The organism is Myxococcus virescens (assembly GCF_900101905.1).
Taxonomy (GTDB): domain Bacteria; phylum Myxococcota; class Myxococcia; order Myxococcales; family Myxococcaceae; genus Myxococcus; species Myxococcus virescens.
In genome coordinates this window covers 15,921-40,533 of record NZ_FNAJ01000028.1, presented here as the reverse complement: position 1 = coordinate 40,533, position 24,613 = coordinate 15,921, and the positions used below count along the sequence as shown (strand labels likewise).

Annotated in this window: 12 protein-coding genes; 5 read left to right on the top strand and 7 right to left on the bottom strand. The window is 71.4% G+C overall.

From position 1 onward, the window contains the following. Nucleotides 1–188 precede the first annotated feature (188 nt). The 3 genes from BLU09_RS36675 (at nucleotide 189) to BLU09_RS36665 (ending at nucleotide 9,942) form a co-directional block, all read left to right on the top strand. The gene (locus tag BLU09_RS36675) at nucleotides 189–2,030 is read left to right on the top strand and encodes an OmpA family protein (protein WP_373284073.1); all 1,842 of its coding nucleotides are present in this window, start codon (nucleotides 189–191) and stop codon (nucleotides 2,028–2,030) included. A gap of 20 nt (nucleotides 2,031–2,050) precedes the next feature. Continuing rightward, nucleotides 2,051–6,148, top strand: a complete 4,098-nt coding sequence (locus BLU09_RS36670) for a DUF4215 domain-containing protein (protein WP_090495793.1) — start codon at nucleotides 2,051–2,053, stop codon at nucleotides 6,146–6,148. Nucleotides 6,149–6,270: 122 nt separating this feature from the next. Further along, on the top strand, nucleotides 6,271–9,942 hold the full coding sequence (locus BLU09_RS36665; protein WP_090495792.1) for a serine/threonine-protein kinase: 3,672 nt from the start codon (nucleotides 6,271–6,273) through the stop codon (nucleotides 9,940–9,942). Nucleotides 9,943–9,948: 6 nt separating this feature from the next. On the opposite strand, the gene BLU09_RS36660 is transcribed toward BLU09_RS36665, so the two are convergent. From BLU09_RS36660 to BLU09_RS36650, 3 genes are all read right to left on the bottom strand, one after another. Then, entirely contained in the window at nucleotides 9,949–10,299 is a 351-nt protein-coding gene (locus tag BLU09_RS36660; RefSeq protein ID WP_244172362.1) for a hypothetical protein, read from the bottom strand. A gap of 184 nt (nucleotides 10,300–10,483) precedes the next feature. After that, nucleotides 10,484–10,834 (bottom strand): hypothetical protein, encoded by a 351-nt coding sequence (locus BLU09_RS36655; RefSeq protein ID WP_090495790.1) that lies wholly within the window; start codon nucleotides 10,832–10,834, stop codon nucleotides 10,484–10,486. Between the two features lie 185 nt (nucleotides 10,835–11,019). Continuing rightward, nucleotides 11,020–12,633 (bottom strand): sigma 54-interacting transcriptional regulator, encoded by a 1,614-nt coding sequence (locus BLU09_RS36650; RefSeq protein ID WP_090495789.1) that lies wholly within the window; start codon nucleotides 12,631–12,633, stop codon nucleotides 11,020–11,022. A gap of 594 nt (nucleotides 12,634–13,227) precedes the next feature. Between BLU09_RS36650 and BLU09_RS36640 the strand changes: the two genes are divergently transcribed. Next, nucleotides 13,228–13,755, top strand: a complete 528-nt coding sequence (locus tag BLU09_RS36640; protein ID WP_090495788.1) for an SHOCT domain-containing protein — start codon at nucleotides 13,228–13,230, stop codon at nucleotides 13,753–13,755. Nucleotides 13,756–13,776: 21 nt separating this feature from the next. After that, nucleotides 13,777–14,310, top strand: a complete 534-nt coding sequence (locus BLU09_RS36635) for an SHOCT domain-containing protein (protein ID WP_090495787.1) — start codon at nucleotides 13,777–13,779, stop codon at nucleotides 14,308–14,310. A 12-nt stretch (nucleotides 14,311–14,322) separates the two neighbouring features. Here the strand turns inward: BLU09_RS36635 and BLU09_RS36630 are convergent, their stop codons facing one another. From BLU09_RS36630 to BLU09_RS39970, 4 genes are read right to left on the bottom strand one after another with little or no spacing between them, the layout of a single operon-like run. Continuing rightward, nucleotides 14,323–15,822: a DUF4388 domain-containing protein gene (locus BLU09_RS36630; protein WP_090495786.1), complete on the bottom strand. Its 1,500-nt coding sequence runs from the start codon at nucleotides 15,820–15,822 to the stop codon at nucleotides 14,323–14,325. 19 nt (nucleotides 15,823–15,841) lie between these two features. Continuing rightward, nucleotides 15,842–17,692, bottom strand: coding sequence for a GGDEF domain-containing response regulator (locus tag BLU09_RS36625; protein ID WP_090495785.1), 1,851 nt, complete (start codon nucleotides 17,690–17,692; stop codon nucleotides 15,842–15,844). 38 nt (nucleotides 17,693–17,730) lie between these two features. Beyond that, on the bottom strand, nucleotides 17,731–18,582 hold the full coding sequence (dapF, locus tag BLU09_RS36620; protein ID WP_090495784.1) for a diaminopimelate epimerase: 852 nt from the start codon (nucleotides 18,580–18,582) through the stop codon (nucleotides 17,731–17,733). A gap of 24 nt (nucleotides 18,583–18,606) precedes the next feature. After that, entirely contained in the window at nucleotides 18,607–24,564 is a 5,958-nt protein-coding gene (locus tag BLU09_RS39970) for a methyltransferase domain-containing protein (protein ID WP_090495783.1), read from the bottom strand. Nucleotides 24,565–24,613 lie beyond the last annotated feature (49 nt).

The following is a 24,613-nucleotide window of genomic DNA, read 5'->3' as shown; positions in this document are numbered from 1 at the left end:
CGACACGGCGCTGACACGTCAACGGCCCCCGTCCAAACCCAACCCACTCCCCAGGTCCCTCTCACACACCTCTGAGGTTCCCCCCCCATGGCAAACGTGGCGCGTTGCGTGCAGAACACCCCGCGTCTCAAGCATGGCGGACACACCCGCGTGCGCTTTTCCGGCGCCACGTTGAGGGGGAGGAACTCTTGTCTTCACATCCGTATCACCCGTGGCTTGGAGGTCTGGCCGTCCTCTGGGCGGTCACGGCTCAAGCCCAGGCGCAGCGCATCCCCGGCATCGAGCTGGAGCGGCTGCAACTCAATCCCGGTGCACGCGACAGCCTGGTGCTGTCCACCGGCGACCTCATGTCCCGCGGCGAGTACCGCCTCGGCTTCACCGGACACTATGAGAAGGAGCCCTTGGTGCTCGTCTCCGGTGGAGAGCAGCAAGGTGTCATCGTCTCCAACCGCGTGACGGTGCACCTCAGTGGTGCCTATGCCATCACCGACTGGTTGGAGCTCGGCGCGCAGGTGCCCATTGTGTCCCAGTGGGGACCGGACACCGCGGCGCTGGGCGTCGCCACGCCGTCCACGAGCGCGCTTGGCACGCCGTGGGTCCAGGCGCGCGCGGGAATCCTCTCCGAGCAGCGCGGCGGGCTGATGGATTTGGGCCTGCACCTCGGCGCGGCCCTGCCCATTGGCAGCACGGAGACGCTCACCCGGGACCAGGGCTTCGTCTTCTCGCCTCGGCTCGGCCTGGGCAAGCAACTGGGTGGCACGTGGCGCGTGGGCGCCGACCTGGGCGCGCTGGTGCGGACCAAGACGTATGCGCTGTCCCCCAACACGCAGCCGCACCTCGACGAGCTGGGCACGGAGCTGAACGGCGGCGTCAACCTGTCCGCCGGCCTGCTCGGCTTCCGCCAGGAGCTGGTGGTGCGCGGCACCCTGCCCGTCGCGGATGCGCCGGAGTCGATGGAAGTGCTGCTGGGCGTGCGCGTTCCCATGCCCGCGGGCACGGAAGTCTACGCCATGGGTGGCCCTGGCTTCGGCAGCACGCCGGGCACGCCGTCGTTCCGGGTGCTCGCCGGGCTCACCTTCGGCACCCCCGCCGCCACGCCCAACGCATGTGTGGAGGGTCAGCCGCATGACCCCGCCCGCTGTCCAGACTTCGACCTGGACGGGGACGGCATCAAGAACGCCGCCGACCGCTGCCCCACCGACGAGGGCCTGTCGGAGCTGTATGGCTGCCCGGACGGGGACGACGACGGCGACGGCCTGCCCAACCTGGCGGACCGCTGCCCGAAGGAGGCGGAGAACCTCAACGGCTTCGAGGACCAGGACGGCTGCCCGGATGACCCGGACACGGACGGGGACGGCATCTCCGACGCCAAGGACCAGTGCCCGGACCAGGCCGAGGACAAGGACGGCTTCCAGGACGAGGACGGCTGCCCCGACCCGGACAACGACAACGACGGTGTGCTCGACACCGCCGACCGCTGCCCCAACGAGGCCGGCATCAAGGAGAACCGCGGCTGCCCGGACAAGGATACCGACGGTGACGGCATCGTCGACCGGCTCGACAACTGCCCCACCGAGCCTGGCCCGGCGAAGAACCACGGCTGCAAGGAGAAGCAGCTCGCGCAGATTGGCGAGAATCGCATCCAGCTGCTCGAGGCCGTCTACTTCGAGAACAACAAGGACGTCATCATCGCGCGCAGCAACAAGCTGCTCGACACGGTGGCCAACATCCTCATCGCCCACCCGGAAGTGGAGAAGGTGCGTGTCGAGGGCCACACCGACAACCGCGGCAATCCTGACTACAACCTGGACCTGTCCCAGCGCCGCGCCGACGCTGTCGTTCGCTACCTGGTGAGCAAGGGCGTGGCCCGGGAGCGCATGGATGCCAAGGGCTTCGGTACCACCCAGCCCATCGCAGACAACAACACCACCCAGGGCCGCGCGAAGAACCGCCGCGTGGAGTTCAAGATCGTCGGCGACGCAGAGGGCGTGCAGACGCAGCAGGGCGAGCCCTCTCCCGACACCCACTGAGAACCGAGGCAGACATCCCCATGAAAACGCGTGTCCTCTTCAAGACGGCGGCGCTCTGTCTCGCGCTGCTCTCATCCCTGACCGGCTGTGATTCGGGCGGTGCCCGGACAGCCGTGCCCCCCACCGAGCCCGTGCTCGTGAGCCGGACCGCCTCCCTCTTCGGAGACGGCCAGCTCGAGCCCGGCGAGGAATGTGACGACGGCAACACCACCAGCGGCGACGGCTGTTCCGCCTCTGGCACCATCGAAGCAGGCTACCTGTGCCACGTGCCCGGGCGCCCCTGCTCGCTGGCGAGCCTGTGCGGCAACAACGTCGTCGACTCCGGCGAGGCCTGTGACAGCAACGTCCCCGGCTCCGACTGCACGGCGGACTGTGACCTGTCCCTGTGCGGCGACGGCGTGTTCGACAACCGCGCCCACCCGTCCTACGCGCAGGAAGTCTGCGACGACGGCAACCGCTTCGAGGGCGACGGCTGCAACCGCCTGTGCGAGGTGGAGCCTGGCTTCGCCTGCGCCGGCAGCCCCAGCCGCTGCGTGCGCGCGGGCGTGACGGTCTTCAACACCGGCGTGGACGAGAACAACCGCCGGCTGGAGGTCGGCCCGGATCCGCACTGGTTCTACAGCGGCACCACCACGGGCGCGGCCACCGGTCCGCGGACCGCCATCGACTGGCCCCAGGAAATCCAGACGGCCCGCTTCATGGCGGCGCCGCTGGGCGCCCCCGTCTGCGTGTACCAGGACTTCATGGTGCCCTCGACGACCAACGTCTCGCAGTTCCGCCTGCGGCTGGCCACCTTCAACGACAACGAGTTCGCCAGCGCACGGGTGAACGGGCAGGACTTCACGCCCACCGTCGTCAACGAGCCAGCGGGCATGCCCTGGGAGAAGAACATCTTCCGCGAGTTCGGCACCAACGCGCCGTGGGTCGAGGGCCGCAACCGCATCGAGCTGTGCAACGAGAACGCAGCCACCGAGCCCAACGCATTCCGCTACCTGTTCGTGGACGCGTACGACGACCGCTGCGGCGACGGCGCCGTGTCCCTGCGCGAGGAGTGCGACGACGGCAACGCCACCGACGGTGACGGCTGCTCCGCCACCTGCGGCATCGAGGCGGGCTACGGCTGCACCGGCCAGCCCAGCACCTGCGCCCAGACGTGTGGCAACGGCACGCTGAACCCGGGCGAGCAGTGCGACGACGGCAACACCACGGCGGGCGACGGCTGCAACGCGAGCTGCCGCGTGGAGTCCCGCTACGCCTGCCCCACCCCGGGCCAGGCTTGCGTGATGACGTGCGGCAACGGCGCCATCGACCAGGGCGAGCAGTGCGATGACGGCAATGAGTACGACTCGGACGGTTGCTCCTCGGCGTGCCGCATCGAGCGCGGCTACGAGTGCCAGGGCACTACGTCCACCTGCGCCCCCCTGTGCGGCAACGGCCGGATGGACGCGGGTGAGCTGTGCGACGACGGCAACACCACCCTGGGTGATGGCTGCTCCAACGCCTGCACCCTGGAGCTGGGCTACGCCTGCCCCGCCCCGGGCCAGGCCTGCGTGCTCACCTGCGGCAACGGAAACGTGGACCCGGGCGAACAGTGCGATGACGGCAACCTGAGCTCGCAGGACGGCTGCAGCACCGAGTGCCGCGTGGAGGAGGGTTACGCGTGCAGCGCGCCCGCCACCGGCCCGTCCGTGTGCGTGCAGAGCTGCGGCAACGGCGCGCTGGACTCGAACGAGACGTGCGACGACGCCAACACCACCAGCGGCGACGGCTGCTCCTCCGGCTGCCGCGTGGAGCCGGGCTATGCGTGCAGCGGCGCGCCCAGCACCTGCGCCACCACCTGTGGCGACGGCATCCGCGCGGGCGCCGAGGCGTGTGATGACGGCAACACCACCGTGGGCGACGGCTGCAACGCCACCTGCGCGGTGGAGCCGGGCTGGAGCTGCCCTGGCGCTGGCAACCAGTGCTTCTTCACCTGCGGCAACGGCACGGTGGACAGCGGCGAGCAGTGCGACGACAGCAACACCACGGCGGGCGACGGCTGCAGCGGCAGCTGCCGCGTGGAGCCGGGCTATGCGTGCAGCGGCGCGCCCAGCACCTGCGCCACCACCTGTGGCGACGGCACCCGCGCGGGCGCCGAGGTGTGTGACGACGGCAACCTCAACAACGGCGACGGCTGCTCCTCGCGCTGCCTCCTGGAGGACGGCCAGCCCTGCAATGCGTCCGGCGTCTGCGAGAGCGGCGTCTGCAACCCCACCACCAACACCTGCATCAGCCCCAACGTCTGCGGCAACGGCATCCTCGACGAGGGTGAGCTCTGCGACGACGGCGACACCACGGCGGGCGACGGCTGCTCGGCCACCTGCGCCATCGAGGACGGGTTCGGCTGCACCGGCATCCCGTCGGTGTGCGCCGTGACGTGTGGCGACGGCATCAAGGCGGACAGCGAGGCCTGCGATGACGGCAACACCGCCAACGGGGACGGCTGCTCGGCCACGTGCACCGTGGAGAGCGGCGCCGCGTGCCAGACGGCGGACGTGAGCGTGTTCATCACCCGCCAGGGCAACACGCACTGCACGCAGGTGTCGGACATCGACGCCCCCGTGCTGCCCGACGCGGCCATCCAGGCCGGGCTGGGCGTGCCGGGCCGCTACCGCATCCGGTACGTGTCCGGCGCGGTGAGCTACTCGGGTGGCACCCATTGGTACCCCGGCGTCATCGGCGTCAGCGCCAACGCGGGCACGCAGGTGCAGGGCTTCTCGCTGGGCTACACGCCCCACGGGGGTCCGGGCGCGGCCACGCGCGCCGAGGCCATGCCCCTGGGCTTCCCCCTGTCCCGCGACTTCACGGCGGCCACGGGTGACGTGCGCATCGCGCTGGTCGACACCGACTGCGACCTGGCCAACAACTCCGACACGGCGGTGACGTACCGCGTGGACGCGCTGTCCATCTGCCAGACGGCCCCTGTCGTCACGTCCCCGACGCCGGGCGGCACCGCCGGCGAGGAACTGGAGGGCACCGCCACGCCGGGCGCCACCGTGGACGTGTACCTGGACGGCAACCCCGCGCCGGTGTGCACCGTCATCGCCGACGCGGAGGGGAACTGGAGCTGCACGCTGCCGACGGACCTGGAGGAAGGACCGCACACCGCCGTCATCACCTCCACCTTCCCGGGCGCGCCGCAGACGTCCACGACGGTGGACTTCATCGTCGACTACTCGCCGCCGGCGCCTCCGGTCATCACCGGCCCCACGCCGGACGCGGTGCTGGACACGCAGACGCCCGTGCTGAGCGGCACGGCGACCCCGGGTGACGAGGTGACGGTGTACGAGGGCGGAACCGCCCTCTGCACCACCACGGCCGATGCGGCGGGCAACTGGAGCTGCACGCCCACCACGCCCATGGCCGAAGGCCCGCACACGGTGACGGCCACCGCCACGCCTCCGGGCGGCAGCCCCGGCCCCACCTCCACGCCCGTCACCTTCACCATCACCCTGACCACGACGGAGCCGCCGGTCATCACCGGGCCCGCCGACGGCGCGGTGCTCAACACGTCGACGCCGCCCCTGAGCGGCACGTCGGCGCCGGGCACGGTGGTGACGGTGTACGAGGGCGACACGGTGCTCTGCACCACCACCACCAACGACGTGGGCGCGTGGACCTGCACGCCGGCCCAGCCGCTGGAGGATGGCCCGCACACGGTGACGGCCACCGCCACCGACAGCGAGGGCCGCACCAGCGAGCCCTCCGCGCCCAGCGAGTTCATCATCGACACCCAGGAGCCCGACACGCGCATCTCGCGCACGCCGCCCTCGCGCGGCGGAAACCGGACGGCGCCCTTCGAGTACGGCGCCTCCGAGGAGGACGTCACCTACGAGTGCAGCTTGAACGGGGGCCCCTTCGAGCCCTGCCGGGACAGCTATGACGTGGGCGAGGGTCAGCACACCCTGCGCGTGCGGGCCACGGACCGCGCGGGCAACGTGGACAGCACCCCCGCGGCGTACTCGTGGACGGTGGAGCTCACCCGGGCCTTCGCCGGTGGCGGCTGCAGCACGGCGCCCGCCGCGTCCTGGCTGGCGCTCCTGGGCCTGCTCGGCCTCCGCCGGAGGAAGCGCGGCTAAGGGCTGACCGCTACACCTTTCCGCCGGGAGGTCCACACCTCCCTCTGAGGCCAACTCCGCCGGCCTCGTGGGCCTCCCGGCGGATTTTCCCCCCGCCACGCGCCAGCCCGTATGCTGGGGCCGTGCACGTGGCGGGGCGATTGAATGAGACGTACGAGGAGGAGCTCCTCCTCGCGATGGACGAAGGACTGCTCTCCGGCGAGGAGGTGGCGGTCCTGCGTGAGGAAGCGCTCCGCCTGCGGCGTGGCCCTCTGGAGCTGCTGCGAGAGCGAGGCCGGCTGTCCGAGGACTCCCTGGTGGCGCTCCGTGGCGAGCTCGCCTCCGAGAGCACGGACCCGAGCGCCGGCCGGCCGCTCGAGGCCGCCACCCTGACGCCTGTCACCCCGGGCGTGTCCCCGCCCCCCGCCGTGGAGCCGGACGGCCCCACCTTCCCGGTGCCGGACTGGGACCGCTACCAGCCCGTGCGCTTCCTGGGCCAGGGTGGCATGGGCCGGGTGTTCCTGGCGTATGACCCCATGCTCCGCCGCAACGTGGCGCTGAAGTTCGTGCGCGGGGACGACCCGGAGCTGGCCCGGCGCTTCCTCTCCGAGGCCCGCGCGCAGGCCCGCGTCCGACACGAGCGGGTGTGCGAGGTGTACGAGGTCGGCGAGGTGCGCGGCCGGGGCTACATCGCCATGCGCTTCGTGGACGGCCAGCCGCTGGGACAGCTGGCGCGGTCGCTCACGCTGGAGCAGAAGGTGCTGGTGCTGCGCCAGGCCGCCGAGGGCGTGCACGCCGCCCATGGCGCGGGCCTCATCCACCGCGACATCAAGCCCGGCAACATCCTGGTGGAGCGCACCGAGGACGGCGGGCTGGCCCCCTTCGTCATGGACTTCGGTCTGGCGCGTGACTGGCGCGAGGAAGGCGCCGCGCCCAACGCCGTGCAGGGCACCCCGCACTACATGGCCCCGGAGCAGGCGCGCGGCGAGGTGTCCCGCCTGGACCGGCGCGCGGACATCTACGCGCTGGGCGCCACGCTCTACTCGCTCCTCACCGGCCGGCCGCCCTTCACCGGCGCCACCGAGGTGGAGGTCATCACCCGGCTCCAGCACGAAGAGCCGGCGCCGCCGCGCGCGCTCGACGCCGACATTCCGTCGGACCTGGAAGCCATCGTCCTCAAGTGCCTGGAGAAGCAGCGGCCCGCCCGCTACGACTCGGCGCGGGCGCTGGCGGAGGACCTGGAGCGGTTCCTCGAAGGAGAGCCCGTCCTCGCGCGACAGGGACTGGGCTACCGCCTGCGCCGCAAGGCCCGCAAGCACCGGGTGGCGCTGACGTTGGGCTCCGCGGCCTTGACGGTGGTGTTGCTGGCGCTCATCCAGGCGGGCATCGCCCGCAGCGAGGTGGCCGAGCGCGAACGCCTCACGCGCCGCTTCACCGAGCGGGTGGAGCGCATCGAGGCCTCCGCGCGCTACTCCGCCCTGTCCCGCCTGCACGACACCCGTGAAGACCGGCGCGAGCTGCGCGCCAGCATGGACGCGCTGGAGGCCGAGGTGCGCGAGGCGGGCCCCCACGCACTGGGCCCCGGTCAGTACGCCCTGGGCCGCGCGTTGCTCGTGTTGGATGAGCGGGACGCCGCGCGCAAGCGCCTGGAGGCCGCATGGGCCCAGGGCTACCGCGAGCCCCGGGTGGCCTGGGCGTTGGCGCAGGTGCTGGGAGACCTCTACCAGGAGCGGCTGCTGCTGGACGTGGAGCGCCGCAGCCCGGAGCAGCGCGAGGTCCGCCGCAAGGAGCTGGAGCAGAACTACCGGGACCCGGCCCTGGCCTACCTGCGCCAGGCCGAAGGCCCCGACGTCCCCGTCCCACCGCTGTATGTGAAGGCGCTGTTCGCCTTCTACGAGGGCCGCCACGAAGAGGCCCTGACCCACCTGGAGGCCATGGGCCGCGCGCAGCCCTGGTTCTACGAAGCACCCTTGCTGCAAGGCGACGTGCTGCTGGCGCGGGCCACGCAGCGTTGGCACCAGGGCGACAAGGCCGGCTCGCAGGAGGACCTGGACGCGGGCCGCCGCGCCTATGCCGCCGCCGTCGCTACCGCGGAGAGCCAGCCCATGGGCCACTACGTCCTGGCGCGCCTGGAGCTGGCCGCGCTGGTGATGGAGTTGTACGGCGAAGGCAACGTGCTGCCCCACTATGAGCGCGGCGTGGAGGCGGCGACCCGCGCGCTCACCGCCGCGCCGGATCACCACCGCTCGCTGGTCGTCCTCTCCCGCCTGCACCGCCGGCTCGCGGAGCAGCGCACCAGCCAGGGACGCGAGGACGCCGAGCCGCTGCTGGAGAAGTCCATCCACGCCGCGCGCGAGGCCCTGGCCCTGGCGCCGCCCAGCGACCGTGTCGCGCTGGAGCTCGCCATCACCCACAGGCTGTGGGCCCGCTACCGCCAGGAGCGCGGGCAGGACCCGAGCGAGCAGCTCCGTCTGTCCATCGAGGCCTTCGAGCGCCTGCGCCCCGAGGAGCGCGACTATGCCTTCCACGCCAACCTGGGCCTGACCTATCAGGTGTGGGCGGACGCGGAAGCCGAGCGCGGCGTGGACCCGCTGGAGCACCAGGGAAAGGCGATTGACGCGTACCTGGAGGCCATCCGCGTACGGGAGAACCAGGCCGACGCGTGGATCAACCTGGGCAACGCCCTGCGCCGCCGCGCTTCGAATCCACGCGCCGCCGACGCCGCGGGAGATTTGACGCGGGCTCGTGACGCACTGGCGAAGGCGCTGGCGCTCAATCCCGGCAACGTCGTGGCCAGCTTCCGCGGCGCGGAAATCTCCGAGCAGCTGGCGCGCTGGCGCTGGAGCCACGGCGAGCCCTTCCAGGCGGACCTGGAGCAGGCGCTGGCCCTGTTCAGACAGGGGCTGGGCATCAACGCGAAGCTCCCCCCGCTCCACAACGGACTGGGCGTGGCGCTGCTGTGGCAGGCCGAGCAACGCTGGGAGGAAGGCGGCGCCCCCGAGCCTCTGCTCCAGCAGGCGCAGGCGGCCTTCGAGGAAGCCCGGACGCTGGCCCCCAGACAGGTGTACGCCCACAACAACCTGGGCGAGGTGTGGACCCTGACCGCCGCCTTCCAGTCCGCGCGCAGGGAGAATCCAGGACCGAGTGGCCGCGCCGCCGTGGAAGCCTACCGTCAGGCGCTCTCGCTCCAGCCCCAGGACGCCGACCTCTGGGCCAATCTCGGCCGCGTGCAGACACTGCTGGCGACGTGGAGCATGGAGACCGGCGGTGACCCACGGGCGGAGCTGGCGAAGGCCGAAGAGTCCCTGGCGCGGGCCACCGCGCTGAATCCCCGCCAGGGCCACACGTGGCGCAACACGGGCGAGGCCCGCGCGCTCAAGGCCCGCTGGCTGGCACACCGGGGCGCCGCCCAGGAATCGGACTTCGAGCTCGCGTCACAGGCCTTCCAGCAAGCCCTGTCCCTGGAGCCGCGCCGGCATGACTACCGGCTGACCACCGCGAGATTCCAGCTCGACTGGGCCGCGTGGCGTCAGCAGCGGAACGAGGACGCCGCGCCGCTGCTGAACCAGGGGCTCGCGCTCGTGGCGGAAGTCCTGGCGGACCGGCCCAGGTGGGCGCGGGCCCAGGCGCTTCGTGGCGGCGGGCTGCTCGCCCTGGCGGAGACGCGCGCCTCCTCGGAGCAACGCCAGGCCTGGCGTATCGAGGGCCAGGAGGCGTTGCGGCAAGCACTGGCCCGCAACCCTCACCTGGAATTCGAATGGAGTGGCCGGCTCGGCGCGGCTCGCGAGCCACTGGCCGGCCCTCCTACGCCCTGACGTGGCTCAGCACTCCTTGGGCGGGTCCGTCGTCACGTCCAGGTTGCCGTTCTTCGTCTCCAGCTCGCTTCCCAGGCGCGACGCCGCGGGCGCGCTGGGGACTTCCACCGTGAACGGATACGAGCCGACCGCGGCCCCGTCGGAAACGGGGTCATCGCGCTGGGCGGCGGACAGAGAGGTGTTGTTCAAGCTGAACGACGCCGTCGAATCCAGGCACGCGGGGGGATTCACCGTCACGTCCGATGCGCCGCCAATCATTTCAATGGCGAAGCGGACCGTGTCTCCGTGCCGAACCTTGTTGTTGGGGATGTAGCTCAGGTTCCCGGACTTGTTGATGAGAACAGTGATGATGGCCATGGGCCGTGGCTCCTGTGCCCCGCTGGGGCGTGTGATGAACTGCTGCCTGCTGTGATTTGCACACACCATACCAGACAGGTCTGGTTCACAGCGCCCTCGAAGACTCACCACCGGAGCATCTCCTCAGCGGCACCTGGACGCGTCAGCCCCACCCATGAGGTCTGGCCTGACACGTCAGGGCGGCTCAGAGCTTCGGCGGATCCGTCGTCACGTCCAGGTTGCCGTTCTTGGTCTCCGCCTCACCTCCGAGGTGCGGCTTCTCCGGCACGGGAGGGACCTTCACGGTGAACGGATACGTCGTGTACGCAGCCGATTCAGAGACCGGGTCCTCATAGACGGGGGGCGTCGCCGAGGACGTCTTGTCCAGGGTGATGGGGTTCGTTGAAACCAGGCACGTGGGCGGATGCACCGTGGCCCACAGAGGACCGTTGACCGGGTCGAGCACGAAGCGGACGGTGTACCCGCGCCCGACCTGGTTGCTGGGCTCGTAGACCAGATCCCCCGACTTCTTGATGGTGACGGTGACAAAGGTCATGGGCGCGGCTCCCGTACCCCCAATGGGGCAATGAGAAGGATTGCTGCGGGCTGTGAGTTGCAGACACCGTACCAGCCAGGAATGGCGCGCGGCCCCCCCTCGACCACCGACACCCGAGCCCCCTGAAAGGACGAATGGACGCGTCAACCGAACCCACCAGGTCCGGGTTGACGTGTCAGCCAACACTACCCACCACTGAGGCCCAGCTCCCGGACCCGCCGCTGGAGCGCGCGCTTGGAGACCTCCAGCTGCTGCACCATCTTGTCGAGGTCACCCTCGCACTCGTGGAAGCAGCGGGTGATTTCCTCGGGGCTCAAGTCGCGCGCGGTGCGCAGGAGCGAGCTCTTGTCGATGAGGACGTAGACGGACGGCCGGGGAATGCCCAGCCAGTCCGCGGTGGCCTTCAGGTCCCAGGAGCAGGCGCGCAATGCCTCCAGCAACTCCTGTTCACCCACCTCCGCGGGCTTGCGCCGCGGAGCCTTCGCGCCGTCGCCCCCCTCCTCCCCCGTGCGCACGGTCAACGGACGCCCGGGGACTGGCTGCGCGTCCGCGTCCAGCACCTGCTCCAGCCGCTCATCAGCGCGCAGCCCCGGCATGCCCCGGCTGCCAATGACGAGCTGACGGGTGACGTTGCGCAGCTGGCGGATGTTGCCGGACCACGCGTGGCGCACCAGCCGGACGGCCAGGGCCGCGGGCAACCAGGGCTCGGCGCGCGGGTCCGCGGACGTCAACTGACCGCCCTCCCCCATGGCCTCCAGTTCCTGGCGGGCGAAGTGGAGGAAGAGCAGGCCCACGTCCTCGCGGCGCTCGCGCAGCGGAGGCACCAGGATTTCAAAGCCGGCCAGCCGGTGCAGCAGCGGGGCCTTGAAGGTGCGCTCCTGGATGCGGGCCTCCAGATGCGCGTCCGTGGCGGAGACCAGCCGGACGTCGACAGGCACCGGCGTATGGCCGCCCACCGGATAGATTTCTCCCGTCTCCAGCACGCGAAGCAGCGCGGCCTGCACCTCGGGCGGCGCCTCGCCAACTTCATCGAGGAAGAGCGTCCCGCCCTCGGCCGCGCGGAAGAAGCCTTCCCGGTCCCGGCTGGCGCCCGTATAGGCCCCGCGCTGCGCGCCGAAGAGCTCCGCGGCGACCAGCTCCTTGGCGAGCGCTCCCAGGTTGACGCTGACGAAGGGACCGGCGCGGCGGGGACCGCTGGCGTGGATGGCGCGCGCCACCAGCTCCTTGCCCGTGCCCGTCTCGCCGCGGATGAGCACCGGCACGGCGAGGTCAGCCACCCGGATGATGTCCTCGCGCACGCGGTGGATGCCCTCACCGTGGCCGACGATGCCCAGGTCCAGCACGCCCGGCTGGCGGAAGGACGAGGCCAGGTGGAGCAACAGCACCACGCGGTCGGCCAGCACCAGCGGCACTCCAGCGGACAGCTCCTCGCGAGAGAACTCCCGGCCGCCCACGACGGGCTCGTTCGCCACGCGCACCTGGGTGCCGTCCTCCGGCACCAACATCCGGAGGCCACCTCGTGGGCCGGGCTCGAACTCCACCGGCTTGCGGCTGAGGAATGGGTCTCCCAACGGGAGGGCCATGAGCCCCCCGGGCCGGGAGAAGTCCGGCGCGTTGCGAGAAAGGGCCGCCGTGCGCCCCTGGGACGCGAGCACCTCCAGCAACAGCCGCTCGCCAATGCGCTGCGGCTGGGGATGGGACACGATCGTCAAGGCAGGCACGGAGAGCGCCACCGGGCTCTGCCCGGCCTGTGCGCGGCCCGCGGTGGTCGACATGTCTGCGGCGAGTTTCTGCTGCATGGGTATTCGTGTGAGTCCTGGGATACCCGTTGAGCCTACACCTCCGGCCGCCCGAGCGCTGGGTTCATCCACCGAGGAAACGACGTGAGAATCCCGTGGGTTGGGGGAAGTGGCCGGTGCCGGGCCGCGACCTGTCCTCCTCCGCGGCCGCCAACCTCCGAACCCCATGGGATACGTCCACAGCCTCCGAGACGTCGCTTCCCCGCGTGAGTGGGCGCACACGCACTGTCCGCATCTTCACACCCGATGCGTATGACGCCTCACCTGACAGGTCCTTTCCTGTCCTCTCCATTCAGGACTTGCAGAACGTGTTCGCCCATCCCGAGTCCGCGCGCTTCGATACTTGGTGCACCAACCGCCGTGGGACGAGCCCCAAAGCAACGTGGCGGCCCGGACCGAGCCCTCCGTGCGCTTCGTCATTGAAACACTGAAGCCATACATCGAACGCACGTACCGCGCCCGCAAGGGGCCCTGGACGGGGCTACGCGGACCACGAGCGGGACTTGCGACGGCGGCTGCCGGAGGCCATGCGCTGGCTGCTGGGATGACGGCCCCGGCCAGCGCGTCACGGGAGAATGGTAGGGTTTCCGCCAGATGGACGCATTGCTCCCCGCCACGCCCACCGAGTTCTTCGTCTTCCTCCTCGTCGGCGGCATCCTCGCGTACGCCGCCTGGGTCGTCAGGCGCTTCGCCCGCGACGCGGCGGTGGAACAGCAGGTGCTCAAGCACGGCGAGGACGCCGAGGCCACGGTGCTTGAGTTGCGCGACACGGCCTTGCGCGTCAACCGCCGCCCCGTCTTCGAGCTGCTCCTGGAGGTCCGTCAGAGGGGACGCGCGTCGTATCAGGCGCGAGTGAGGAAGCGGCTGGGTCCACACCAGAGCGTCGAGTCGCTCGGCGTGGGGATGCGCCTGAACGTCAAGGTCGACCGGGACGAACCGAGCAAGGTCGCCATCGTCGGCGCGGTCATGACGGCGCCTGTCGGGGCCTTCGTGCTACCGGGAATGCCGTCCGCGGGGGACCCGGTGAAGGCCATGCAGGACCTTCAGTCGCTGATGGACAAGGGACTCATCACCCCGGAAGAGTTCGAGGCGAAGAAGGCGCAGATTCTCGCGCGTATCTGAGAACGCGCATCGAGGTGCTGGGTGCTGACCGCGGTCCTGACGATATTGCCCTTCCTGCTCTTCTCACTCGTCGGCTTCGGCGCTGCGAGGTTCTTCTTCTATTCGCACGCGCAGAAGAAGCGCCTCCGCGAGCACGGAACCGCTGGCGAGGCCACCATCCTCCGGATGGAGCGCACGTCGATGAAGATCAACAGGAGCTACGTCTACGACTTCCTGCTGGAGTTCGAGGTACCGGGCCTCCCCACCTACAGGCGGCAGCACCGCAGCCGGGCGCATGATTGGAAGGCCTTCATCCTGGAGCCCGGCGTGCGCCTCAAGGTGAAGATCGATCCGAACGACCCGCAGCGGTTCGTCGTCCTGGGGCCCGTCAATCAGCAGCGCCCCCAGAGCATCCAGGCCCTCGTCGCGGCGGCCACTGGCTTCACCGAGGCCAGAACCGTGGCCCCCGCGGACCCGGTGAAGGCCCTGAAGGACCTCCAGTCGATGCTCGACAACGAGCTCATCACGCAGGACGAATACGCGCAGAAGAAGGCGGAGATTCTCTCGCGTCTTTGAAGCGGCCTCGCCCTACACGATGGACGCGGCGGCCCGCTGCACCTGGGGCACGCCGGGCAGCGTGGGCGCCGGGTTGAGCGCCTGGACCAGCAGCGAGCGCAGCGCGTCCGCCAGGTCATCCGCCGCGCCCAGGGCTCCCGCGGGAGCCCCCTGCAACGCCGCGGGGACCTCCGCGCCCACCACCACCACCGGCATTCGGACCTCCCAGGCCAGATAGTGCGCGAGCCGCACGGAGGGCTCGGCCACGTCCATCAGCAGCGCGCCCATGGCGCCCGCCGTGAAGGGACGCCACAGCGGCCGCGCCGCCTCCGCGGGGGGCAGCACGCAGAAGTCCAGGCGCAGCACCTCGCTGAGCACCAGGCGCCCCAGCGTGCCGAAGCCGCTCTTCACCGCGGTGGGCTCGGCGGACAGCGCCTCCATGCCGGGCATGCGCGAGAGGACCCGCCGGGCGGCGCTCGCGCCACTGCCGCACACGAAGATCTTCGCGGTGGCCACCTTCGCGGGCGCTCGCGTGCGGAGAATCCGGCCGCGCAGCGCGTGCACCTCCGCCGCGCCCAGCAGCTCGCCGGATGCCGCTTCCACGCCATCCCCGTCCGCGGCCCTCGCCACGCCCCGCTGCATGAGCGTGGTGAGGACGTTGAGCACCTCCAGGTCGGTGGCCGGCGCCAGGTCCAACACCTCGCCCAGGGCGCGTGGCTGGCGAAGCAGGTCCACCACCTGCTGCGTCACCGGATGCTGGTCTCCTTGCAGGTCCGCGTCCGGCGCCAGCATCAGCCGCGTGTGGCGCGGCGGCAGGCCGGGCATCAGCCGGTTCACCTCGTCCGACTGGCGCATGCCCTCCAGCAGCGCGTCATCCATGCCGCGGTTGATGCGCGGCCGTGCCGTGTTGCCTCCGGGTGAGAAGGTGAACGTCCCGTCCACCCACGCCAGCAGGCGGAACAGGGCCTTCTCCCCTTCCACGCGCCCCAGCTTCGCGTTCACCGGGCGGCCTTCGACGACGGAAATCTCGCCCCGGTCGTTGCCGCGCTCCAGCGTCAACCGGCCGCTGCGCCGGTTCATGCCCAACAACTGCATCAGGTCCGGGATGCTGAGCTGACTGAGCGAGCCTTCGATTTCCTGCTGCTCGCTCTTGAGGTCCTTGGCCGCCTCGCTGCGCCGGAAGATGTGCTCGATGCGGCTGAGCACCTCGTCCAGGTTGAAGGGCTTGCGCAGGTAGCCGTCCCGCAGGCCGCGCAGCCGGTCCGACTCGAAGCTCGCGGTGGTGAGCACCACCGGGATGTCCTCGGTGCGCGGGTTGGTGCGCAGAATCTGGATGAAGGTGCGCGCGTCCAGCAGCCGGCAGGCCTCGTCGAACAGCGTGAGGTCCGGGTGGCGCAGCACGGCCACCTCCAGGGCCCGCGAGCCATCCGGCGCGTAGTGCACCTGATAGCCCTTGGTGCGCAGGGCCCGCGACAGCGAGCGCACGGACTCGAGGTCAGGGTCGGCGATGAGGATTTTCCGGACCGGGGCCACGGTGGCGCTCCGCTTCGTGTCAGTAGGGCTGCAGGTCGTATTCGGCCTGCAGCTTGGAGATGAGCCCGTCCACCACCGCGGTGTCCGAGGTGTGGAACCCCCACGTCGCTCCGTGGCCCCGCCGCTGGATGAGCGCGTAGGCCGCGTTCTCGGAGAGCCAGAGGATGAACTCGTGCCGCGCGATGCGGTCGTCGCCTTCCAGGAACACGGGCGTCAGCGCGGGGTGTGACTCCAGGTCGACGCGGCGGCCCAGCAGGTAGATGCGCGACGCCAGATCTGGAGGCGCGGACTCCAGCCCGGCGGCGATGTTCAGGTCCGTGCGAATCTCCGGCCCGCCCACGTACAGCAGGCCGCGCGAGCCTGGGTCCCGCATCATCTCCCGGGCAATCTCCGCCTGGAGCTCGTCGAAGAGGACGTCGGACACCTTGCCCCGGCGGCTCGGCTCGGAGCGCTCGTCCACCGGCAGCCGGGGGCTGTTCGGCGTGCCCAGCAGCAGGTCCACCTCGTCCCAGAAGGGCAGCCCGTCCAGCATCAGCCGGCGCTGCAACGACGCGCGCCGCTCGTCCATGCGGCGACGGCAGCGGTGCACCAGCTCGTCAAAGTCCTCGCCATCCTTGGGGAAGGTGCTGGCCCCGCCCACCATCGCCAGCGGGAGGCGCTGGTCCACCTCCATGGCCTCGGGCTCCTCGCGCACGGCGGCCACGGCACGGCGCACGAACATCAGCGCCCCGAAGAAGTCCGTCTCCGGCAGCAGGAGGTAGAACTCCTGGTCGCTCGCCTTCGCGATGACGTCCGAGTCGCGGATGATTTTACTGAGCGCCTTGATGATGCCGCGCACCGCCTTCTTCGCGTCCGCCGCGCCCTGGCGCACGCGCACCAGCGGCAGGTTGTCGATGGAGAAGGTCAGCAGGGAGAACGTCCGCCCGTAGCGCCGGGCCTTGTAGATTTCCTTGGACGCGTAGTCGGTGAAGTAGCTGAGGTTGTACGCCGCCGTCTCGCGGTCTCTCAGGCCCAGACGCTGGAGCGCGAGCATCTTCCGGCCGTTCTTCAGGCCCACCGCCGCGAAGTCACCCAGCACGCGAGCATCGCGCGAATGCTCGGGCCGGAAGTCCCCCGACAGCGGGTCGGAGAGCTGCGCCAACCCGACGACCTCCCCCGACGCCACCAGGGGCACGTACATCACCGACGAGCGCTCGTCGCGGGCCAGCCACGGCTGGGCCTCGCGCAGCCGTCCGGACAGCGGCCCTTCCGGGCTCATCTTCTCCGCGAGGAACTGTCGGTCCAACAGCCCACGGTAGGCCCGCAGCACCAGGTCTCCCCGGTCGTCCACCACCCACAGCGCGGCGCTCTGCGCGTCGCAGATGGCCGCCAGCTCCGAGGTGAGCCGCTCCTGGAGCCACTCCAGGTCGGGATGGGACAGGAGCTCCAGGCAGCGCTGGTGCAGGTTGTGGAAGCGGGCGAACTCCAGGTTCTCGTCACGAAGCTGCGTCCGCTCGCGGCGCAGGGACGCGCGCTCCAGCGCCCGGTCCACGGCGAGCAGCATGTCGTTGGCGTCCACCGGCTTGGTGAGACAGTCCGCCGCGCCCGAGCGCAGCGCCACCTCCGAGTTCCGGATGTCGGTGCGATGGCTGACGAGGATGACCTCCTGGTCGGGGTCCCGCTCGCGCAGGCGCGCGGTGAGAGCGAAGCCGTCCACGCCTGGCATCACCACATCGGTGATGACCAGGTCGAACGACGTGCGTGCCGCCTCTTCGAGCGCGAGCGTTGCGTTCTCCACGGCCACCACGCGATGCCCGTTATGCGTGAGCAAGTCGCTGGCGAGCTGACGGAAGAACAGGTCGTCGTCGACGACGAGGATGGGTCCGGCCACGGCGCGTTCTGACCTGGGAGCGAGAGGAACGCGGGAGGTTACCGGCCCGAGGGAATCGCGACAACGCCCTCGAAGACGAAGGCCACCGGTCCACGGAGGCGGATGTCGGACAGGTCGGCGGGGACGCGGATGCGCAGGTCTCCCCCTGGCAGGGTGACGCGCAGCCAGGCATCGGCCGGGAGCCGTTTGGCCAGCACGGCGGCCACGGCGGACGCGCAGGCGCCCGTCCCACAGGCCTGGGTGAGGCCGCAGCCTCGCTCCCAGACCACCACGGTGAGGCCGTCCGAGTCCACACGGACGAACTCCACGTTGGTGCGGTCCGGGAAGGACGGGTGGTGCTCCAGCAGGGGCCCCAGGCGCGAGGCATCCTCCAGCGGCTGGTCCAGGAGGACCATGTGGGGATTGCCCATGCTCACCGCGTAGGCGCGCAGGGGCGGATGGCCCGGCACCAAGGCATCCAGAAAGGGCTGCCCCGTGGCGCCCGAAGGCAGGTTGGAGGCGACCAGCCGGGCGGGCCCCATGGAAATGTCCACAGCGACCACACCTCCCTCGCCATACGAGGGGTAGCAGGTGAGCACGCCCGCCCCGGTCTCCACGTCGAGGTGGCCTGGCGTCCGGCCCGAGTCATCCACCAGGAACTTCACCGCGCAGCGCAGGCCGTTGCCACACATCTCCGCGATGCTGCCGTCGGCGTTGTGCACGACCATGCGGGCGACGCCACGCTCGGAGGGAAGCAGCGCCAGCACCCCGTCCCCGCCGATGCCCAGGCGCCGGTCGCACATCCACCGCGACGTAGCGGCGTCGATGTCCTCGCCGGAGCCGCGCCGGTCCAGCACGACGAAGTCATTGCCCAGGCCCTGATACTTGAAGATGCGCTCGCGAGCTTCCACGGGCGCAATCCTAGTCCCGAGCGGCTATTCGCGCTCGCCCGGCTTCGGGGGCGTTTTCTGGGGCGGCAGGTCCAGCGCGGGCACCGCGCCTCGGGGGCGCCGCGCCGGGGCCTTGGCGCCCTGCTCCGTCCCGGCCGGGGGGACCAGCTCATTCCGGGCCGGCTCGGGCGCGTCCAACAGGGCGAAGCTGTCCGCGCGGGACGCCGGCCGCTGCGCCGCGGCCAGCTCGGCCTCGCGGTCCGCGAGCTTCTGCTGGAGGTCCTCCACCAGGGACTGGAGGAGCTCCATCTCCGCGGCCATCTCCAGCACGTCTTCGGGCTGGGAGGACACCTTGAGGGACTCCACGGTGGACAGGAGTTCGGTGCGCTCCGCCTCCAGCGCGTCCACGCGGGCCTTCTGGGACTGGAGCTGGGTTTCGAGCCCCCGGAGCTGTTCATCGAGCTGGGAGCGCTCGGTCTGGAGCAACGCGAGCTGCCCGGCCGCGCTGCCGTCGTGCTGCTGGAGCTGCTGCGTGGCCACTTCGAGCGCCTGGGACAGGCGGGTGCGCTCGGCACGCTCGGCGTCGAGGATCCGGACGGCGTCGGTGGACGCGGCTTCCAGGGCGGTGACGCGGCCTTCGAGGCGGACCCGGGCGGCGCGGGCGACGGACAGGTCGGACTGGAGGCGCTCGCGGTCGGAGTCCGCACGGGCGAGGCGCTCCTGGGCGGACTGAAGCGTGGCCGCCCGCTCCGTGGCGGCGGTCAGGTCGGCGCGAAGCACATCGAGCTGGGACGTGAGCTCGGCGACGTGGGATTCCAGTGTGGCCCTGTCGGCTTGGGCACGGTCGGCGGTGTCGGAGAGCCGGGCCGCGCGGTCGCTGGCCTCCGCCAGTTGCGCGTTGAACTTCGCGGAGGCCTCGGCGAGCCGCGATTCCAGCTCCGCTTGCTGGGCCTCGAACCGGGCGTTGAGGTCCGCCAGGCGGGTCTCCGACTCGGCGCGCTGTGCGTCTGCGGAGGCCGCGACTTCCGCGAGCCGGGACTCCAGCGCCGCGCGTTCGGCCGCGGCGCGAGCCGTAGCCTCCGCGAACTGCTGCCCCGACTCCGCACGCAGCGCGTCGGAACGAGAAACAGCTTCCGCGAGCTGCGCTTCGAGTTCAGCGCGCTGCTGCTCCGTCTCTGCGCGGAGTGCATTGGCCCGCTCGACAGCATCGGCGAGTCGCGCTTCGAGCTCCGCCCGAAGGGCCTCGGAACGAGAGGCGGCGTCCGAGAGCTTTCCTTCGAGTTCGGCGCGCTGGGCCTCCAGCTCGCTGCGGGCCCGCGTCAATCCATCGGCGGAGTCCGTGAGCTGGGCCTCCAGCGCGTTCGCCCTCGCCTGCTCCGTCGCGGCTGCCTCGGTCGCGCGGGCCAGCTCGGTCCGCAGCGTCTCCAGTGCGGCGCGCTCAGCTTCGAGCGAGTTCTCCATCGCGGTGGCCTTGCCCGCGAAGCGCCGCGCCGTCTCGAGCTGCACCATGAGCAACTCGGCGTTCTCCCGCTGCGCCGCGAGCCGGTCCTGCGCATCCACCAACTCGGCATCGAGCCGAGCGATGTGCATGCCCCGCTCGTTCAGGGCCGCCATGGCGCGCTGGAGCTGTGCCCCCAGACGCATGCTCTCCTGCCGCGCGGCGCCCAGATGCGCCAGTTCCTGCTGCGCCGCGGCCAAGGCCGTCCGTTCTCGGTCTCGCTCCGCCGCCAGCGCTTCGATTTCGCCCTGCTGCTGCTCCGCCCGAGCAAGCGCGTCGTCCAGCGACCGCTCGACCGCGGAGAGTCGCTCCTGCGCGGCGGCTTCCTGTCGGGTCAGCGCCTCGCGAGCCTCGGCGGCGGCCTCACTGACACGGCCCGCATCCTCCTCACGCGCCGCTACCTGCTCACGCAACTGGGCGACCTGCGTCTCCAGCGCCTCGATGGTTCCCGCACGCTCGGCGAGCTGGGCATCCGCCGCGCTTCGGGCCGACTCGAGGTCCGCCAGGGACTGAGCCAGCGCGACCGCACGCGCCGCGTCCGACTCCTGCGCCGCGCGCGCCTCCGAGAGCTGGGACTCCAACGCCGAGCGCTGTTCCTTCGCGGTGTCCTCCGCCCACGCCCGCTCCGACTCCAGGCGCGTCACGGTATCGCGCAGCTCCTGCTCGCGAGCCTCGGCCGCCAGGCGCTGCGCTTCGAGCGCGCGCTCCTGCTCAGCCATGACACGTTCGGCGGCAGCCAGTCGCTCCTGCCGTGCCTGGTCGCGCTCGGACGCCTCCGTTCGCAGCGTTTGCAGCGCGGACTCCGCTTCGGTTCGCGTGCGTTGCTCCGCTTCGAGCACCGCGCGGACCTGCGCCAACGCGGCTTCGGCCTCGGCACGGCCCTGCTGCTCGGACTCCAGTGCCGAGCGAGTCTGTCCAAGCGCGGCACCGGTATCGGCGCGAGTCTGCTGCTCCGCTTCGAGCGTCGCACGCGACTGCGCCAGTGCAGACTCAGCCTGAGCGCGAGCCTGCTGCTCCGCGGCAAGTGCCTCACGGGCCTGGGACAGGGCGGCCTCGATGGCCGCGCGAGCCTGCTGCTCCGCGGTGAGCGATTCACGAGACCGCGACAGTGCGGTCTCAAGCTCGATGAGCGTCTGCTGTTCCGCCGTCAGCGACTCACGCGACTGCGACAGGGCCATCTCAAGCTCGGCACGAGCCTGCTGCTCCGCCGTCAGCGACTCACGCGACTGCGACAGGGCCGTCTCAAGCTCGGCGCGAGCCTGTTGCTCCGCCGCGAACGCCTCGCGAGATTGCGCCAGCACGGCCTCGGTCTCCGCGCGAGCCTGCTGTTCCGCCGCGAACGCCTCGCGAGACTGCGCCAGCACGGCCTCGGTCTCCGCGCGAGCCTGTTGCTCCGCCGCGAACGCCTCGCGCGACTCCGCCAGCACGGCCTCGGTCTCGGCGCGCGTCTGCTGTTCCGCAGTCAGCGCAGCACGCGCCTCGGCCAGGGAGGCTTCGGTATCAGCCAGCGACTGCTGTTCCGCCCCGAGCGTCGCGCGGAGCTGAGCCAGCGCGGCCTCCGCCCCCGTGCGGGCCTGCTGCTCCCCCCCAAGCAACCCCTGCACGCGGGCCAGCTCGGCCTCGCCATCGCCGCGCCCCTGGCGTTCGACGTCCAGGTCCGCACGAACCTGGGCAAGCGCCTCACGCTCCGCTGCGAGCGCCTCCTGCGCCTGGGCACGCGCCTCGCGCTCGGAAGCCACCTCGGCCTGGAGCCGGGTGACGACCTCGTCCGCGCCGAAGGCTCGCTCCCGCATCGCGGTGAGCTCCGCGGCCAGCCGTTCACGCTCCTCACGTTCGGAAGCGAGCGCCGTCTGGCCCCGAGCCTCGTGCCGGACCAGCGCCTCCTGGGCCGAGACCAGCTCCGCCTCGGTCCGCTCGCGCGCCGCCAGCGCCTCGTCCAAGCGAGCCTGAACCTCTACAAGCAAGCCCTCCGCCTGAGCCCGTCGCTCCGACTCCGCGGTGAGCGCCACCTCCAACCGCGCGCGCTCTTGCCCCTCCACTTGGAGCAGCGCCTGCGCATCCCCGAGCGCCGCTTCCCACCGAGCGCGCCGCTCCTCTTCGGAAGCAAGCGCGTCCCGAACCTGGCTCAGCGTCTGGCGAGCCTCATCCAGTCCAGCCCGAGTCTCAGCGAGCGTCGCCTCGGCATCGCTGCGCCGCGACTGCTCGGCCTCGAGCTGCGCACGCAGCGCCTCCAACGCACGGGCCCGCCCCTCCTGCTCGGAGTCCAGCGAGTCCCGGACCTCGGCCAGGGAGTTCTCCAGCGCCGTGCGCCGAGCAACCTCCGCGTCCAACGCCTCACGGGTCCGCGAGAGCGTGGCCTCGGCCTCCGTCAGCCGCTGCGCCGCGCCCTCCAGCTTCCCACGCGCCAGCCGCAGCGCCTCTTCCACCGCGGCCCGAGCCTCACGCTCCGAGTCCAGTTCCCCGCGAACGCGCCCGAGCTGCTCCTCCGACGCCTGCCATTCCAGGTGCGCGGACTCCAGCTCCTCGCGAGCGGTCCGCAGCGCGGCCTCCAGCTCCGCCGCGCGCTCCGAGGACTGCCGTCCCGTACGAGCGTGCGAGGAAGCCTCGGCCTCCAGCTCCACCACGCGCCGGACCAGGGCCGCGCGCTCCTCCGCAAGCTCCTGCCGCCGGGCCTCGACCTCGCCCTTCGCGGAGACCTCATCCAGGACCTGCCGCTCCAGCGCCGTCGCCCGAGCCCGCTCGTCCTCCAGCTCGCGCTCCAGCGACGTCAGCCGGGCCTGGAGCGCGTCCCGCTCCGTCTCCAGCGCCTGCCCCAGCCGCTCCTCGGTCCGAGCGCGCTCCGCCTCCAGCGCCTCCAACCGCTGCGAGGCGTGATGAAGCGACTCCTCCCACTTCTGCGCCGTGGCCCGCGCGGAAGCCTCCGCGTGCGTCAGGGCCTCCACCTCCTGGCCCAGGCGGGACTGCGACTCGCGAGCGGCGGCCAGCTCCGTCTCCAGGCCCCGGACCTCCGCCTGGAGCGACTCCAGCCGCGACTCCGCGTCCTTCCGAGCCCCCTCCGCCGAGGCCGTCCGCTGCCGCGCGTCCACCAGCTCCCGAGCCGTGCGCGCCAGCTCCGCATCCTTCACGGAGACGGCGGCGCCCGCGTCCCGGGACGTCTCCGCCGCCTGAGCCGCCTCGGCCTTCAGGTGCTCCACGGCCGCCAGGGCCGCCGAGTACTGCTCCGCGATGCGCAGCTCCCGCTCGCGCGCGGCCTCCGCGGCACGCCGCCGGTCCTCGGACTGCTCCACGGCGCGCTCGGCCGCCAGCCGGTCCCGCTCGCGCTCGATGCGCAGCGTGGCCTGCTCCTCCTGGAGGTCCCGCACCTGCGTATACGCCTGCGTCAGCCGCTCGCGGGCCTCCTCGAGAGAAGCCGCCGTCTCCTCACGACGAGCACGCTCCAGCCGCAGTGACTCCTGGGCCGCCAACACCTGCACGCCCGCGTCCGCCTGGGCGCGCTGCGCGGCCTCCACCTCCAGCCGCTGCGCCGCCAGCCGCCGGTCCGCGTCAGCCAGCCGCTCCTGCGCTACCTGGAGCTCCAGCTCGCGGCGCCGCAGCTTCCCGGACAGGTCGTCCCGCTCGCGCTGTGCCTCCTGGCTCCCTCGCGCCTGCTCCAACTGCGCGGTGAGCCGGGCCACCTCATCCCGGGCCGTCTCCAAGGAGGGACGCAGCGACGCCGCCTCCGCCTCCCGGTCCGTCAGCTCCGCGCGGAGCTTCGTCAGCGACTCCTTCAGCCGGCCGCTGCGCTCCTCCCAGGACTTCGCGCGCGCCACCACTTCATCGAGCTTGCCCCGCGTGAAGGCCAGCGGCTCGGGAGGCAGCTGCACCCAGGTCGGGTCCACCACGCGCGCCGGGTCCTGCCCCGCCACCACCAGGAAGTAGGCGGCCTCGCTGTGATTCACCAGGGTGCCGTCCACCTGGAGCCCTTCGCCCCGCTCGAAGGCGAGCTGGTAGCCCAGCACCGGGGACTGCGTGGCCACCTCCACCTGGGCGAAGTGGACCGACAGGGCGTCCAGCAGTTGACCATAGGTGGGCGGCACGCCCTCCTCGGCCTCCAGCAACTGGGGCAACGCGAGCCCCGCGACGTTGCGCAGGCCGCCCACGAGGAAGCCCTGCTTCGTCACCAGCCGCGCCAGCTCCGCCAGCAGCTCCGGCGCCTTCACGTACGGCGCCAGGTCCGCGACCAGCACCACATCGAAGCTGCCCGACTCGAAGTCGTCGTAGACGTTGGCCCGGAAGCGCAAGGCGGGACCGCCGTGCGCCTTTTGCGCGGCCTCGACCGCCGCTACATCCCTGTCGCACGACACGACCGCGCGCGCGCCTCTCTCCACGAGGAAGCGTGCGCTCTCGCCCCCGGTGGAGGCGACCGCATCGACTTCCAGGACCCGTCGACGGGCGAAGAGGCTCTCCGCGAAAATGTAGCGGGGCAGCAGCTCGCTGGGCCCCAAGCGGCGGAATGTGTGGTGCATCGGTGTGTTCGGGAGTGGGAGTATACCCCCGGGCAGGCGCGCCCCAAGT

Coding starts and splice junctions, on each gene's coding strand:
- BLU09_RS36650 (WP_090495789.1), bottom strand. CDS start 12,633: ATGCAGCAGAAACTCGCCGCAGACATGTCGACCACCGCGGGCCGCGCA.
- BLU09_RS36655 (WP_090495790.1), bottom strand. CDS start 10,834: ATGACCTTTGTCACCGTCACCATCAAGAAGTCGGGGGATCTGGTCTAC.
- BLU09_RS36640 (WP_090495788.1), top strand. CDS start 13,228: ATGGACGCATTGCTCCCCGCCACGCCCACCGAGTTCTTCGTCTTCCTC.
- BLU09_RS39970 (WP_090495783.1), bottom strand. CDS start 24,564: ATGCACCACACATTCCGCCGCTTGGGGCCCAGCGAGCTGCTGCCCCGC.
- BLU09_RS36660 (WP_244172362.1), bottom strand. CDS start 10,299: ATGGCCATCATCACTGTTCTCATCAACAAGTCCGGGAACCTGAGCTAC.
- BLU09_RS36670 (WP_090495793.1), top strand. CDS start 2,051: ATGAAAACGCGTGTCCTCTTCAAGACGGCGGCGCTCTGTCTCGCGCTG.